The following is a 14,806-nucleotide window of genomic DNA, read 5'->3' as shown; positions in this document are numbered from 1 at the left end:
AAGGGGCAAGGTCCTAGGGCGCTTAGCTACGAGGACGGGCTATGCCCTACTAGGTACAACAAAAACCCGACCTACAACAACCACCGCTTTTCCGTAAGCGCAGCGTTCCATGAGTGACGCAGTCGCGTTCCCTAGGCCACAGGCCGTTCGGCTTATACCGTCTCAGCTTTAAAAGAAGGTCCTAGATTCTAGGGCGCTTCGCTGCGAGGACGGACTTCGTCCTGCTAGGAAAATCAAAAGCATGGCGGGCTAAAGCCCGACTTACAACAAACACCACTTTTCTGTAAGCGCAGCGTTCCGTGAGTGACGCTGTCACGTTCCCTAGGCCACAGGCCGTTCGGCTTATACCGTCTCAGCTTTAAAAGAAGGTCCTAGATTCTAGGACGCTTCGCTGCGAGGACGGACTTCGTCCTGCTAGAAAAATCAAAAGCATGACGGGCTAAAGCCCGACCTACAACAAACACCGCAGTTCCGTAAGCGCAGCGTTCCGTGAGTGACGCTGTCACGTTCCCTAGGCCACAGGCCGTTCGGCTCTTACCGTCTCAGTTTATACCGTCTTTGCTCTTCCTAGAGCCTAGAACCTTCTTTTCCTAGGACCTTCTTTAAATCAAATCTTGCGCTGTACGCTTTGTTCCCAGAACTGCTTAGATAAACTATGGGTTTTAGTCGATAAGCGAGACACTTGCTGACCACGCTCTGCGGCATCTTGTGTCTGCTCAAGACTCTCAATCGCCAGCTCACTGATCACTTGAATTGAGTGGCTGATATCGTTCGCCACTGCCGTTTGCTGGCTCATGGCACAAGCATTTTCATCACTCATCGTATTCATCTTAATAATAGAATGGCGTAGTGCTTCGAATGATTCATCGACCTGTTTAGCTAGGTCTACCGACTGCTCTGCACTACGTTGGCCTGCTTCCATCGTTTTAGCAGCCATTACGGTACTTTCGCGGAACTTAGCAACGATAGCCTCAATATGAGAAGTAGACTCACTGGTTCGGCTAGAAAGTTGGCGTACTTCGTCGGCCACGACCGCAAAGCCACGCCCCGACTCTCCTGCTCTTGCCGCTTCAATCGCAGCGTTAAGTGCGAGTAAATTAGTCTGCTCGGCAATGCCACGGATCACATCCAATACTTTATTAATATCTTGGCTATCTTGCTCGATTGACGCGACGACCGAAGCAAAGTTACCCACCTCGCCTTTGAGCTGGTTGATAGACTCAATCACACGTTCAAGTAGTTGATGGCCTTGTTCTGCAGAAAGGTTACTCACTGACATCTCTCTGGCGGCGCTGTGAATATTTTGACTCACCTCATTAAAGCTGGCGCTCATCTCTTCAATGGCGGTGGCCGCTTGACTGGTTTGCATACTCTGGCTGTCGGCACGTTGACGTGTATTGTGGATGGTATCGTTTAAACTCGCGCTAAGGGATTCGATTGAGCCTGCTGAATCCGCCATTCGGCCTATCACACCGCCAGTTTCTGTAAGTAAGAACTGCAGCGCAAAACTTATTGTGCCTAATTCATCTTGCCGCCCGGTAAATACGCCTTTAGCGAGAGGATCGTCGACGGTATTTTTAGCTTGTATCACTAATTGGTTGAATGGCTTCAAAATACGCTGCAAACCAATCGCGCCAACTAGGCTGAGTACTATCACTGCAGCTATTGGTGAGTAAGTCGTTAATATAACCGCCATCACTAAAATGGTGAGCAGCCAAGCATACAACTTAGCCCCAAAGCCTAGCAGCGGGTTACGTAACGCTTTAGGTTGCTTTCCAGCATTAACCTGCTGATAAATCGCTTCTGCGCGCTGGATTTGCTCCGGTGTGGCTTTACGGCGTACCGACTGATACTCATGAATTTTGCCGTTTTCATACACTGGGGCTATATACGCATTAACCCAATAGTGATCGCCTGATTTGCTGCGGTTTTTCACCACGCCAACCCAGGGCTTTCCTTGCTTGATCCGTTCCCAAAGTGATTGAAATGCAGCTTCTGGCATGTCTGGGTGACGCACCATGTTGTGAGGCTGACGTTGTAATTCATCAAAACTATAGCCACTAACCTTGATAAAGCCCTCATTCGCATATTTGATATTTCCGTCGAGATCTGTGGTCGACAGTAAAATACAATTATCGGTTAAGCTATTTTCTATTTGTGTGACAGGTTGATTGTTTCGCATTGCTTACAAGCCCATAGCATAAATTAATCGCCCCTCATTTTGGCAAAATATATTAAGAAAAGGATTGATAACTATCACGAAAAAAAAGCATAACAAACGGGGATGTGTGTCGGATGCCACACTTATTTAAATCAATAGGTTAATTCGATAGTTTCAGATGAAAATTTGATAACAAAGGCCAAGTTGTTTTCCAAAATGGCCTTACGAATTAAGTAAACTCAGCTATCAAAATGAACATTTAATAAGAGATACCTCAGGGCTAGCTTACTGGTTTGCAGCTAGCTCAATAAATGCGGCGGTATACATTTTAAGGTTCAACATAAATTGTTCATATGTAATGAACTCATTCTCGCTGTGCCCCGTGTATTCCACACCAGGCATTGCTGGGCCAAAACTTAAGGCATTTGGGAATAGTTTGCTGTTTGTCGAGCCGCCGATCGACACGGGCTGTGGATCTTTAGTGCCTGTATAATGACCAAAGACATTCAGTAAGGTGTCTAAATGAGGCGCATTCTCCATTACCATGGGCTTACCCCAATAGGTTTCAAGCCCAGCGACTTTAACATTATGATTTTGTTGCCACGTTTGCATCGCAGTAAAGGTTTCACTATCTAATAGCTCTGCCGTTTTACCTATAGGACGCCTTAAGTTGATGGTGATTTCAGTGCCTAAAGCACTTTGTTTCACTACCGTCGGGGCTAAGGTCATCTCTCCCATAAAGTCATCTTTATAAGCTATATCGCCAAATTGCTCTGCATAGATCCCTAAACCAACCATTTCATCAATAAAAGCTTGGGTTAAAGATGCCGTCGTTCGGGGCCATGAATGAATAGATAACACGTCAGCAAGATGAGTGACCGCATTAATCCCGTCTTCGGGTGTTGATGAGTGGGTCGACTTACCGTCTGCATAGATCATCAGGTCATCCCCCAAAGCTTCGAAGCGATAGTTCATCTGCGATTGGGTTTGCGCTTTCTGCTTAAGCGCAGTCACTAATTCACTGTCGACATTTTTTAATTTTGCGCTGGCTTGTTGCGGCACTTGGCTAGCAAAAGAGCCACCATCAAAGCTCAATAGTTGAGGTTGTTTTAACGATTGGTCAATGTGGATATTTGGAATAGTAAATGCTATCTGACTCCAACCTTTCTCCGCGGTCACTACTGGATACTCGGCATCAATGGTGATGTTTATGTCCGCCGGCGTATAAACCTTAAGGAAATCTCTCAATGGCTGCCAATTTGACTCTTCTGCCATATACACCATAAGTTCTATGCGCTTATTTAATTCGATATTTTTGTCTTTTATCGACTTCATCGCATACATAGCAGTAACTATCGCGCCTTTATCATCTTCAGTGCCACGGCCAATAAGCTTACCCGGCTCAGACTCCAGATCCAGAATATAAGGGCTCTGTGCCCAAAGCTCAGCATTTGCCGGCTGTATATCACCATGGGTGATCACCCCAAGCTTATCTTCACTGTCACCTAGGCCGATTAACATCACATAGCCATGATCACTCACATCTAAACCTAGTTCCGTGCTCAGTGCTGTTAACTTCGCCTTAAAACCTATAAATTCAGGGTTGGTATCAGGGGTTAGTCCTTCAACAGCTTGAGTATTAAATCGCACTAATTCTGCTAAGTTCGTTACCATTTTTTCAGAGTAAGTATCAACGGCGTAATCGGCAACTTTTTGTGATTGAGTCGTTACAGCCAAAACTGGGGCTGATAGCAGTGTTGCGGCCAGAATTGGCGCGGAAAAGTAAGCAAGAGTTCTCATGGTATTCCATTTGTTATTATCGATAAAACTGCCCCCAGTCTGCCATAAAGTAACCCGTTAAATGTATAAAAAATGACTAAACGCACCATTTGTTACAAATAACACCGATTCTTAATAGATCTAACACCTTGATGCATGATACTTAAAGATATTAACGTTAACGCAATTAAGTTGACGAGAATTAAAACAAGTATAATCGGGGATATAAATATGAAGGGATTAACCCTCAAACCAATCGTATCAGCAGTCGCTTTAGCATTAGCGCTTAGTGCATGTGGCGATTCAAATATAAGCAAAGATACCAGCACTGAAACACAAGTCGCACCTAAGGTTGTTGCCCAGCAAAGCATTGAAAACAATGCCAGCAATCCGTTTTTCAAGCCTTACGATACCTATTTAGGTATTCCAGATTTTGCCAAAATCAAGCCTGAGCACTATCTGCCTGCATTCAAAGCTGGTATCGCTGAACATAAAGCTGAAATTCAAGCCATTATCGATAACCCTGAAGCACCGACCTTTGCTAATACCATAGAAGCAATGGAGTTCTCTGGAGACTTAACCACCAAGGTCGCCAGCGTGTTCTATAACCTAACGGGCGCAGACACTAACGAGCAGCTACAGGCTATCTCTAAAGAAGTAGCGCCGATGCTCTCTTCAGCAAACGATGACATTCTGTTAAACGATGCACTTTTCCAAAAAGTGAAAGCGGTTTATAACCAGCGCGATAGCCTTTCACTCAATGTTGCACAAACTAAGCTACTCGAAGACACCTATAAGTCGTTTACTCGTGGCGGCGCCAACTTAAGCGAAGCTGAAAAAACTCAGCTGCGTGGCTTAAATGAACAGATCGGTAAGTTGAGCTTGGAGTTTGGTGACAACCTGCTGGCCGAAACCAATGCCTTTGAGCTTGTAATTGATAGCAAAGCCGACTTAGCTGGCCTGCCTGAAGACGTCATTAACACTGCGGCGCAAACAGCTGCTAAACGTGGCCATGAAGGCAAATGGGTATTTACCACGTCTCGCCCATCGATTACGCCATTTTTAACTTATGCAGACAATCGCGACCTTCGCGAAAAGCTATATAAAGGTTATGTTGAGCGCGGTAATAACGATAACGCTAACGACAACAAGAAAATCTTGGCTAAGATGGCAGCGCTACGTGCTGAACGCGCACAGCTTATGGGTTACAAGACTCACGCGCACTTCGTACTCGAAGAGCGAACAGCGCAAACCCCTGAAAATGTCTATGAGTTGCTCAACAAAGTTTGGCCTGCTGCGCTGGCACAAGCTGAATCTGAAGTGGCCGATATGCAGGCGCTTATCAAAGAAGAAGGCGGCGACTTTAAGTTAGCGGGCTGGGACTGGTGGTACTATTCAGATAAAATTCGTGTGGCTAAATACAGCTTCAACGAGCAACAAACCCGTCCTTACTTCTCTTTAGAGAACACCCTTAAAGGCGTATTCTACACGGCTAACCGTCTATTTGGCATCACAGTTAAAGAACGTACCGACTTGCCTAAATACAATGATGAAGTCCGTACCTGGGAAGTGTATGACAAGAATGGCGAGCTAATGGCTATCTTCTTAGGTGACTACTTCGTTCGCGACAGCAAGCGTGGCGGTGCTTGGATGAACTCTTATCGCCAACAGTACAATATGGATGGGGTAGACTCTATACCTATCATAGTTAACGTCTTGAACTACCCTCGCCCTGTAGGTGATGAGCCTGCACTGTTGACATTTGATGAAGCAAGTACCCTGTTCCATGAATTTGGTCATGCACTGCACGGCATGTTGTCAGATGTTGAGTATCGCTCACAAGCGGGTACGTCTGTACCCCGTGACTACGTAGAGTTTCCATCACAGGTGATGGAAAACTGGATGACACAACCTGAAGTGCTAGCGCAGTTTGCAAAACACTACAAAACCGGTGAAGTGATCCCACAAGAGCTGGTTAAGAAAATTCAAGCGGCAAGCAAGTTCAACCAAGGCTTTGCAACAGTAGAGTATATGGCGGCGACTAAGCTCGATTTAGACTGGCACACGGTCACCGACTTTACCCCAAAAGATGCAGCTAAATTTGAAGCCGAGTCTCTGAACAAGATGGGACTTATCTCTGAGATCGCACCACGCTATCGCAGTACGTATTTCTCACATATCTTCTCAGGTGGTTATTCTGCTGGTTACTACAGCTACATCTGGTCTGATATTTTAGGCGCCGATGCGTTTGAGGCCTTTAAAGAAAATGGTATTTTCGATAAAGCCACTGCCGATGCCTTTAGAAACAATATTCTGTCTCAAGGCGGCAGCGAAGATCCGATGAAACTTTACAAGCAATTCCGCGGTAAAGAAGCCGGTATTGACCCACTACTACGCAGCCGAGGCTTGCTCGCTAAATAAGGCTGGCACCTGTAAATCGTTCAATAAAAAGACACGCATTTAGCGTGTCTTTTTTTGTGCCATAAAAACGTCAAACGTCAGAATTACCACCAGCAAAAACATCTGCAGATCCGATAAATTGCAGTGACTTAAACCGACTGATCGGTACGTTTTCAGCAGAACACCGCGTCACAAATTGATACACGGAAAATCCACCATTGATCACAATTGTCTCATCAACACTCTCTATAATCGGGACGGCTAATAGTGAGTTATGCCAAAAATAAACCTATTCGCAGTTTAAGAAGGGTTAAACCTTCTTGGGGTCTAAACAATTATAAGAGTATGGATATGTTAAATAAGAAAGTACTAGCAGTGGTTATCGCTTCTACGCTTGGTCTTACGGCCTGTGATTGGATTGATAATGACGATGACGATAAAAATGTTCAAGTTGACTTACGAATTCTAGAAACCACCGATCTTCACACCAATATCATGGACTTTAACTACTATAGTGGTAAAGAAGATCCAACCATAGGTTTAGCCAGAACAGCGAGCCTGATTGCCGAAGCGCGTAGCGAAAGAACTAACACAGTATTAGTCGATAACGGTGATCTATTACAAGGTAGCCCTATGGGTGACTATATCGCGAGCGCTGGGCTAAGCGACACCCACCCAGCCTATAAGGCAATGAACACTCTTGATTATGATGTCGGTAACATAGGTAACCACGAATTTAACTATGGTCTTGAGTTCCTAGAAAAAGCCATTGATGGTGCAGACTTCCCTTACATTAACGCTAACGTAATCTGTGCAAAGGAAGACGGCTGTTGGAATGATGTTGAGTTTGCCGACAACATGTTCGCTCCTTACTTGATCACCAATAAAGTGGTTGTCGATACTAATGGAAATGAACACAGCATCAAGATAGGTTATATCGGTTTCGTGCCGCCACAAATTCTGCAGTGGGATAAGGCTCATTTAGACGGCGAAGTCGAAGTACTTGGGATCACCCAAGCTGCTAAGAAGTTTGTTCCTCAGATGAAGGCTGAAGGCGCCGATGTCATCATCGCAATTCCTCATTCGGGTATTGGTTCAAGTGAAAACCCTGGTGATGCATGGGCAGAAAACGCCACTTATGCACTAACCGAGGTTGAAGGCATCGATGCTATCATGTTTGGCCACAGCCACTCTATTTTCCCTGATGCTCGTTTTGCCGACCTACCTAATACCGATATCGAAAAAGGCTTACTCAACGGTGTTCCGGCGGTTATGCCTGGCCGCTGGGGTGATAACCTAGGTATTGTGGATCTAAAACTGCGTAAAGAAGATGACAAGTGGGTGGTTTACCACGACGAGTCTCAGACCGAAGCTCGCCCTGTTTTTGACAATGCAAACAAGGTTGAACTGGTTGACGGTGAGCAATCAATTCGTGACGCTGTTGAGCTTGAGCACCAAGGTACGATGGAATTTGTTAGCCAGCCTATCGGTCAAGCTGCTGCAGACATGTATAGCTTCCTCACACTGGTACAAGACGATCCAACGGTACAGATTGTATCTAATGCACAAATCGCCAAAGTAGAGCAGCAGATCCAAAATGGCTCAGATGAGGAGCTTAAGAAGCTTCCTGTACTATCAGCCTCTGCGCCATTTAAAGCCGGTGGACGTTACGAAGAAGGCGATGCAAGCCAGTTCGTGATGGTAGAAAAAGGCGAGCTGACTTACAGTAACGCCGCCGATCTTTACCTGTACCCAAATACCATGGTGGCAGTTAAGGCCACAGGTGCCGAGCTAAAAGACTGGCTAGAGTGTAGTGCTAACCAATTCAATAAGATTGATCCAAACAAAACTACGCCACAAAATTTAATTAACCGTGCAGGTCACCCAACTTATAACTTCGATGTTATCGATGGTCTCACCTACAAAATTGATGTCACGCAAGAATCTAAGTTTGATCGCGATTGTAAAGTGGTTAATCAAGATGCTAACCGTATCGTCGATTTAAGCTTTGAAGACAGTGACGGCAAGATCTTTACTGGTGAAGAGTTAGCGACCAAGGAGTTTATTGTCGCTTCTAATAACTACCGTGCCTTTGGCGGTGCTTTTGCGGGTACAGGCCCTGATCACGTAGTGTTAGAGCTTCCTGATGAGAACCGTGAAGCCTTATCGCAATACATCACAGCAGAGTCAAAGCCTAACGATGCAGGTGGTTACGATAGCGCTGTTGACCCAACAGCCGATTACAACTGGGACTTCAAGACAATTGAAACCAACGTAAAGCTGGACGTCCGCTTTGAAACTCAAGATAGTGCACTTGCGGCTCAGTTTATCGAAGAAAACCAACAGCGTAAGATGGTTAAGATTGATAATGCCGAAGCCGTTGCAGGCTTTGCCATTTACAGTATTGATCTAGTGACAGAACCCGTTGCTAAGTAAGCGAAAATACCCAAGCAACTTTAGCCACTAGAACTGAAAAGGCTCCAATAGGAGCCTTTTATTTATCGTTCTATTTTACTGAGCTATTCTATCAAACATGAGGTTAACTCATAGGTAATAGCCATTGATACAACCAGCGGGCACCGTAGAAACCTGCAGGAAGCCCCGCCGCCACGCCGACAACAAACACAAAAAACTTCAATCTTTTACTATTGAGCTCAGAAAGAAGTGCTTCAATTTCAGCGTCATTCAGTTGTTCTTCAGAAGTAAGTTTATTTGACTCCATGTCATATAACTCTCTTAATCCATATTAATCTCTTACTAAACAGTCTAAACCATCTTTAACCGAGCACCGTAATAGATTTTAGTATAAGAATGTTTCACCAAGACAAACTCGCTGAATCAAATTCAATATATCTAGAACTAGCGTGTCTACTTATAACAGCCTGACAACCTGCTTACACCTGCGCTCCACCAGCACTTTCTCATCCACTAAGCTTAGTGCCTTGCCTCAAAACGGCACTGTTTACTCGGGTTGGCTAAACAGATGTTATCTATTTTTAGGCTAGCCTGAGTCAAGGCTATCATCTGCTGTGTCTGCCGGCCTGACCTGGCCTTATCGAGTAATACTTGCGACTCAAACATAAAGGTGATCACTAAAGAGTCCATTCCCTGTGAGAAGTTAACCCTATGAGTCAGCCAACTAAAACCTTCAACCTCTTGTTTAAGTGTTTCACACACTTCAGTGAGGGCTACGCGAATGGCATTATCAATCTTCTTATCAGTTTTTCTCATCAGCTTTTCACCCTTTTTACCTAGGCATTTTCGTCAGCTGTACCTTAGCCCTGGTTGATAGTGATCAACTGCTTGATAAAGCTTTTTAATCCATCTGCGTTATCGAAGCTAAATGCTAAACCGTAATGAATGCCATTGACGCTCTTTTGCACTCTTTTAGGAAATCGGGTCATCTCTGAATAATGGCAATACTGCTCTTTTGCATTGACCCCCTCAAGCGCTGCTAAATCGGCTTTGAATACTTCATAGGCAGGGCGGATCACCAATTGAGCCTGTTTACCATCAACATACAGATAGAAAGGCTCCTTTAATTTAGGCAGCATGTATTCGGTTACTTTCTTGATTGAAAAATTGGTTCTGCACTCGAGTTCACTTAATAGCGCAACAATCTCATTTTGTTCTATAGCCAAAGTCTTGCCTTATTCACTGCAAATTTGAGCCTAGATAGTAGCGCCTTTTGTCGGCAACACCTAGTGGCTGTTAGGCTTTTTCAACTTACTTGGCATTCGTTAGCTACATGATAGTGACTTGTTTTAGCTGATTTCATTTTTAGCTCTTCACCATTTACTCATGGATCCGTTAATTGCTTAATGGCAGATCTATTCGAAAGCAGCCCTGTTCCAAAGTGACACAGGGCTTTACAAAACAAGTGCAAGTTTAGGCTAGGAGAAAGACCCCATAGGGTTAGCAACGGTTGAATTTATTCAGTATTCGGGGTAAAACAATGACCTAACCCCAAAATATAGAAGCTATTTTGAGCTCATTACCCTACTCCCAGTCTTGTGAAAATAATAAATCTGCCATCGCCGCCGTGTTAGAACACAGCTTTGCCCAAGTCAGGCATGTACTAGAAGTGGGCAGTGGTACGGGCCAGCATGCGGTACACTTTGCTAAGTTGCTGCCACACCTTATTTGGCAAACTAGCGATCAGCTTGCTTACCATGATGGGATCAATGCTTGGCTTTGCGCAGAACCTAGCTCTAATTTACGTACCCCGCTGGTACTTGATGTCACTCAGCCCTGGCCGATAGAACAGATCGAATCAACAGATCTCGATGGTATTTTTAGTGCCAATACCTTGCATATCATGTCGAAGGAGATGGTGGAGGATTTCTTTGCTGGGATTGGAAAACATTTAGCTAAGGGCGGCCATTTTTGTGTCTATGGTCCTTTTAACTATAACGGCGAATATACTAGCAACAGCAATCGTAATTTCGACCAATGGTTACTGCAGCAAAACCCACAAAGTGCCATCCGAGATATCGAATGGATAAATGCGCTAGCTGCAGTGCAAGGCTTGGAGCTCATTGCCGATCACTCCATGCCTGCCAATAATCGTTTACTGCATTTCGAGAAGAAACGCTAAAGCCTTAAGCGATCATCTTATCGCTAAGTAACAGCCTTAATTCACATAACGAACTCACCTGATAGTGAGGGTCGATATCATGGGGTTTCTCGGCTCCGTGACTGTTAAGCCAGCAGGTATGAATACCGGCGTTTAATCCACCTAAAATATCTGAATGAGGATTATCGCCCACCATAAGAACCGACTCTTTGTGTGGGTGACCCATCATCTCGAAAGCGTGATTAAAAATACCAATATCAGGCTTAGCAACTCCAACTTCCTCAGAGATCACTAACGGGGAGAAACGATTGGCTAATCCCACCTTTTCTAAACGGACTGTTTGCAACTGTGTGAAGCCATTGGTGATAATGCCCATATTCACGCGACCCGTTAACGCATCTATCAGCTCCTGAGCACCTGGAAGCAACTGACAGATCTCAGCCATTGCAGTAAGGAAATCGCTATTTAGCCTCTGGGTTGAAACAGCCAGTTTCTGCGCCCAAGATTCGAAACGAATATTCTGTAGCTCGCTCGCGGTCAGCCTTCCATCTTGGTAATCGACCCAAAGCGGCTGGTTGACCGTTTGATAATGAAGAAAATCTTGACGAGTAAACTCCACGTCAAAACGGGAGAACATCAACTTTAAGCCTTGAAATGCATCGAAGTGAAATAAGGTTTCATCGGCGTCAAAAAGTACCCATTTATACTGCATCTCAGTCCTATTAAATATTCGACAATAAAAAGTCCGGCAAGGTTATCTTAAGTCCTATTTCTTGTCCAAGCCCCAGATACATTTTTGCTATAAAGACCTTATCGTCGGCAGATAGAAATAGATCTCGAACAGCACTTAGTGCTTGATAACTCTTAAAGTAAAGAACCCAGTTTATACTGGGTTCTTAGTTTTGCGTTTTACATTTTTCGTTTTAAATCTGTTTGAGCTTAACTTACCGCCATTGCTCGTAAAAAGCGGCTTTAGGTAAAGCCGCCGCTATGCTTTAAAAGCCACTGTCATCAAATGCCATGATACCTTCACTTGCCGCCTGGATCTGTTTACGCAAACTACGAGTCTGTACAGCCCAGTAGTTCATGTAAAACTGCGCCGTATCTAACTTATCTTGGTAAAACGCCTCTTCATCGCTGCCATTAGCCAAAGCTGCTAGCGCAGTTTCGGCGCTGCGCGTCCACATCCACGCCAGTGCCGTGATCCCCAAGATTTGCATATAAGGCATTGATGCTGCGCCGATAAGATCTGGGTTCTTACTTGCATTAGCGGCAATATATCCCGTGGCCTTTTCAAGATCGCCAGCAGCATCCATTAGCCCGGCAAGATAAGGTTTCATCGCTTCATTGGCCATATTAGTTTGGATAAGTCCTTTAACTTGCTCAGACCATAACTGCAAAGTCGCACCTTTATCAGACAATATCTTTCGTCCAACTAGATCTAATGCCTGCACCCCATTGGTCCCTTCATAGATCATCGCAATACGGCTATCACGGACAAATTGCTCCATGCCCCATTCATGAATATAACCATGACCACCAAATACTTGCTGAGCATCCACACAGGCCTTAAAGCCCTGATCTGTCACGAAGCCTTTCACAATAGGTGTAAATAACGCTGCCAGTTTAGAGGCTGCTTTTGCTTGTTCGGGAGAGCTATCTCTTTGCGCCTGATCGAGCCAAAGTGCCTGTTGCCCCATTAATGCACGAGTTCCTTGGTTAAAGGCCTTTTGTGATAGCAACATACGGCGAACATCACCATGAACTAAGATGGGATCGGCTGCTTGCTCAGGTTGCTTCACTCCGCTTAATGCACGGCCTTGAATACGATCTTTGGCGTAAGAGACGGCATTTTGGTAAGCAATCTCAGACACGCCTAGCCCTTGAACCCCTACCCCGAGTCTTGCTTGGTTCATCATGGTAAACATAGCTCTTAAGCCTTGGTGCGCTTCGCCCACCAGCTCGCCAATTGCGCCGTCGAAATTCATCACACAGGTAGAGTTACCGTGGATCCCCATCTTATGTTCGAGACTGGCTGCATAAAGACGATTTGATTCGCCTAGGCTACCATCGTCGTTAATTAAGATTTTAGGCACCACAAACAGTGAAATTCCTTTTACGCCTTCAGGCGCATCGGGCAGTCTGGCTAACACTAAATGGGCAATATTATCGGTCAAGTCATGATCGCCCGATGAGATAAAGATCTTCTCCCCTGTTATGCTGTAATTGCCATCACCACAAGGAATAGCTTTAGTGCGCAGCAAAGCTAAGTCGGTGCCAGCATGAGACTCGGTAAGGTTCATGGTGCCGGTCCACTCGCCGCTAACCAGCTTATCTAAATACTTGGCTTTTAACGATTCGCTGCCGTGAGCATGAATCGCGGCGTAGGCTCCGTGAGTTAGGCCTGGGTACATGGCGAACGCCATATTGGTCGCCGTTTTCATCTCGGTAGCAAAAATACCCACCACTTCTGGTAGCCCTTGTCCGCCGTATTCGGGATCGCAAGTTAAGGTTGCCCAACCATTATCAACATACTGCTGATAAGCATCGATAAAGCCTTTAGGGGTTATCACTTTGCCCTCCACCAAACGACAGCCCTCAACATCGCCACTGCCATTTAATGGCAACATAATGTCAGTTGTAAAATCGGCGACGCCCTGAAGCACTGCATCAATCAACTCTGGGTCAAATTCGTCAAAACCACTTAAGTTATCTTGCTGGTAAATATTGAGTAGTTCGCCTAATACAAACTGATAGTCACGTATTGGTGCTTGGTAAATTGGCATAGTGTCGTCCCTTTCAATTTCTTATTAATCGTTATCATTATGGTCAGTGCTCTGACCACCTTAACCAAGTTTGAGCAAAAACTCAGCAATAAAATGTGTTTGTTTGTACAAGAGAACAGCATTACCGTAAATACAGTCGAAAGAATGCTTATCTAGATATTGAAAAACGGGTAAGCTAAATCAATTATTAGTGCTAACGCTTTGAAAGGACAACTCCTCATGGGTTCGGTCACCACCAGTAAACATGCTAATGGTCTAGAATATGTCGACATCAATACTCCTTTGTGTAAGGCCAGAGTCTTTATGCAGGGGGCGCAAATTGATTATTTTGAGCCGGTAGGCCAAAAGCCATTACTTTGGGTATCCAGTGCCGATGATTATCAGCCAGGTAATGGTATTCGTGGAGGCATTCCGGTTTGTTGGCCTTGGTTTGGCATGAGTGATAATCCTGATTTCCCTCAGCATGGTTTTGCTCGAACTCGTATTTGGTCGCTTGAGTCGGTTAAAATGCGAAACCAAATCGTTGATTTAAAATTTACCCTTAAGATTAGTGAAGAAGATAAGCAGTACTGGCCCCACGATACTAGCGTTGAGTTACTGTTCACGCTAAGCGACACGCTATCGGTAAGCTTGGTCAACACCAATAACTGTGATTATGAAGTCAGCCTAACGCAGGCGCTGCATACCTATTTCCCAATAAACGACATTCATCAGTTAACAGCCAGTGGTTTTAGCGGTGCCAAGTATATTGAATTTGCTAAAGGGCCGTTCCCGCAAGAAGGTGATAGTGTCGATTTCACTCGCGAAACTGACCGCGTCTATACCAACTTAGGCGAGTGCCAAGAATTACATACCCCAGATGGCATAATAGAAGTGCGCCGTGAAAACAGTCAGAGCGCCGTACTTTGGAACCCTTGGATTGAGAAATCACAGCGTTTGTCTCGATTCAATAGCGATGACTATCTCACCATGGTCTGCCTAGAAGCTGCGAATGTACTAGAAGATAAGGTGACACTCGCGCCAAACGAGAGTCATACCCTAACTACCCATATTCGCTGGAAAGCATAAACGGTTAATAGCTTTTAACGCCGTATCAGCATCAGC

Annotated in this window: 11 protein-coding genes; 4 read left to right on the top strand and 7 right to left on the bottom strand. The window is 44.9% G+C overall.

Translation table 11 applies throughout. The annotated features are described in order from the left end of the window. Positions 1–607: 607 nt before the first annotated feature. Both Q1A86_RS10285 and Q1A86_RS10280 read right to left on the bottom strand, forming a co-directional pair. Entirely contained in the window at positions 608–2,182 is a 1,575-nt protein-coding gene (locus tag Q1A86_RS10285; protein WP_299806143.1) for a PAS domain-containing methyl-accepting chemotaxis protein, read from the bottom strand. 264 nt (positions 2,183–2,446) lie between these two features. Continuing rightward, positions 2,447–3,961, bottom strand: a complete 1,515-nt coding sequence (locus tag Q1A86_RS10280) for a dipeptidase (protein WP_299806141.1) — start codon at positions 3,959–3,961, stop codon at positions 2,447–2,449. Between the two features lie 210 nt (positions 3,962–4,171). Between Q1A86_RS10280 and Q1A86_RS10275 the strand changes: the two genes are divergently transcribed. After that, positions 4,172–6,361, top strand: coding sequence for a M3 family metallopeptidase (locus tag Q1A86_RS10275; protein ID WP_299806139.1), 2,190 nt, complete (start codon positions 4,172–4,174; stop codon positions 6,359–6,361). A 330-nt stretch (positions 6,362–6,691) separates the two neighbouring features. Then, positions 6,692–8,776: a bifunctional 2',3'-cyclic-nucleotide 2'-phosphodiesterase/3'-nucleotidase gene (locus tag Q1A86_RS10270; RefSeq protein ID WP_299806137.1), complete on the top strand. Its 2,085-nt coding sequence runs from the start codon at positions 6,692–6,694 to the stop codon at positions 8,774–8,776. 103 nt (positions 8,777–8,879) lie between these two features. Here Q1A86_RS10270 and Q1A86_RS10265 read toward each other — a convergent pair whose 3' ends face one another. From Q1A86_RS10265 to Q1A86_RS10255, 3 genes are all read right to left on the bottom strand, one after another. Continuing rightward, a complete protein-coding gene (locus Q1A86_RS10265) occupies positions 8,880–9,062 on the bottom strand; it encodes a hypothetical protein (RefSeq protein WP_299806135.1) in 183 nt (60 codons plus the stop codon). Between the two features lie 212 nt (positions 9,063–9,274). Beyond that, entirely contained in the window at positions 9,275–9,571 is a 297-nt protein-coding gene (locus Q1A86_RS10260; RefSeq protein WP_299806133.1) for a hypothetical protein, read from the bottom strand. Between the two features lie 44 nt (positions 9,572–9,615). Continuing rightward, positions 9,616–9,981, bottom strand: coding sequence for a hypothetical protein (locus Q1A86_RS10255; protein WP_299806131.1), 366 nt, complete (start codon positions 9,979–9,981; stop codon positions 9,616–9,618). A gap of 344 nt (positions 9,982–10,325) precedes the next feature. Between Q1A86_RS10255 and Q1A86_RS10250 the strand changes: the two genes are divergently transcribed. Then, a complete protein-coding gene (locus Q1A86_RS10250; RefSeq protein ID WP_299806129.1) occupies positions 10,326–10,937 on the top strand; it encodes a DUF938 domain-containing protein in 612 nt (203 codons plus the stop codon). Between the two features lie 4 nt (positions 10,938–10,941). Here the strand turns inward: Q1A86_RS10250 and yjjG are convergent, their stop codons facing one another. Both yjjG and Q1A86_RS10240 read right to left on the bottom strand, forming a co-directional pair. Next, positions 10,942–11,628, bottom strand: a complete 687-nt coding sequence (gene yjjG, locus Q1A86_RS10245) for a pyrimidine 5'-nucleotidase (RefSeq protein WP_299806127.1) — start codon at positions 11,626–11,628, stop codon at positions 10,942–10,944. 283 nt (positions 11,629–11,911) lie between these two features. Further along, entirely contained in the window at positions 11,912–13,702 is a 1,791-nt protein-coding gene (locus Q1A86_RS10240) for an acyl-CoA dehydrogenase C-terminal domain-containing protein (protein ID WP_299806125.1), read from the bottom strand. A 219-nt stretch (positions 13,703–13,921) separates the two neighbouring features. Here Q1A86_RS10240 and Q1A86_RS10235 point away from each other — a divergent pair, with 219 nt between their 5' ends. After that, positions 13,922–14,770: a D-hexose-6-phosphate mutarotase gene (locus tag Q1A86_RS10235; protein WP_299806123.1), complete on the top strand. Its 849-nt coding sequence runs from the start codon at positions 13,922–13,924 to the stop codon at positions 14,768–14,770. Positions 14,771–14,806: the final 36 nt, after the last annotated feature.

The sequence above is a fragment of the uncultured Shewanella sp. genome (genome assembly GCF_947497935.1).
In the GTDB taxonomy this organism is placed as follows: domain Bacteria; phylum Pseudomonadota; class Gammaproteobacteria; order Enterobacterales; family Shewanellaceae; genus Shewanella.
The sequence above is the reverse complement of the archived record's forward strand: the minus strand, read 5'-3'. Positions and strand labels throughout refer to the sequence as shown.

Bases quoted from the DNA above. Each gene is read 5' to 3' on its own strand.
- Q1A86_RS10265 (WP_299806135.1), bottom strand. From the start codon at position 9,062: ATGGAGTCAAATAAACTTACTTCTGAAGAACAACTGAATGACGCTGAA.
- Q1A86_RS10275 (WP_299806139.1), top strand. From the start codon at position 4,172: ATGAAGGGATTAACCCTCAAACCAATCGTATCAGCAGTCGCTTTAGCA.
- yjjG (WP_299806127.1), bottom strand. From the start codon at position 11,628: ATGCAGTATAAATGGGTACTTTTTGACGCCGATGAAACCTTATTTCAC.
- Q1A86_RS10285 (WP_299806143.1), bottom strand. From the start codon at position 2,182: ATGCGAAACAATCAACCTGTCACACAAATAGAAAATAGCTTAACCGAT.
- Q1A86_RS10240 (WP_299806125.1), bottom strand. From the start codon at position 13,702: ATGCCAATTTACCAAGCACCAATACGTGACTATCAGTTTGTATTAGGC.
- Q1A86_RS10235 (WP_299806123.1), top strand. From the start codon at position 13,922: ATGGGTTCGGTCACCACCAGTAAACATGCTAATGGTCTAGAATATGTC.
- Q1A86_RS10270 (WP_299806137.1), top strand. From the start codon at position 6,692: ATGTTAAATAAGAAAGTACTAGCAGTGGTTATCGCTTCTACGCTTGGT.
- Q1A86_RS10280 (WP_299806141.1), bottom strand. From the start codon at position 3,961: ATGAGAACTCTTGCTTACTTTTCCGCGCCAATTCTGGCCGCAACACTG.
- Q1A86_RS10260 (WP_299806133.1), bottom strand. From the start codon at position 9,571: ATGAGAAAAACTGATAAGAAGATTGATAATGCCATTCGCGTAGCCCTC.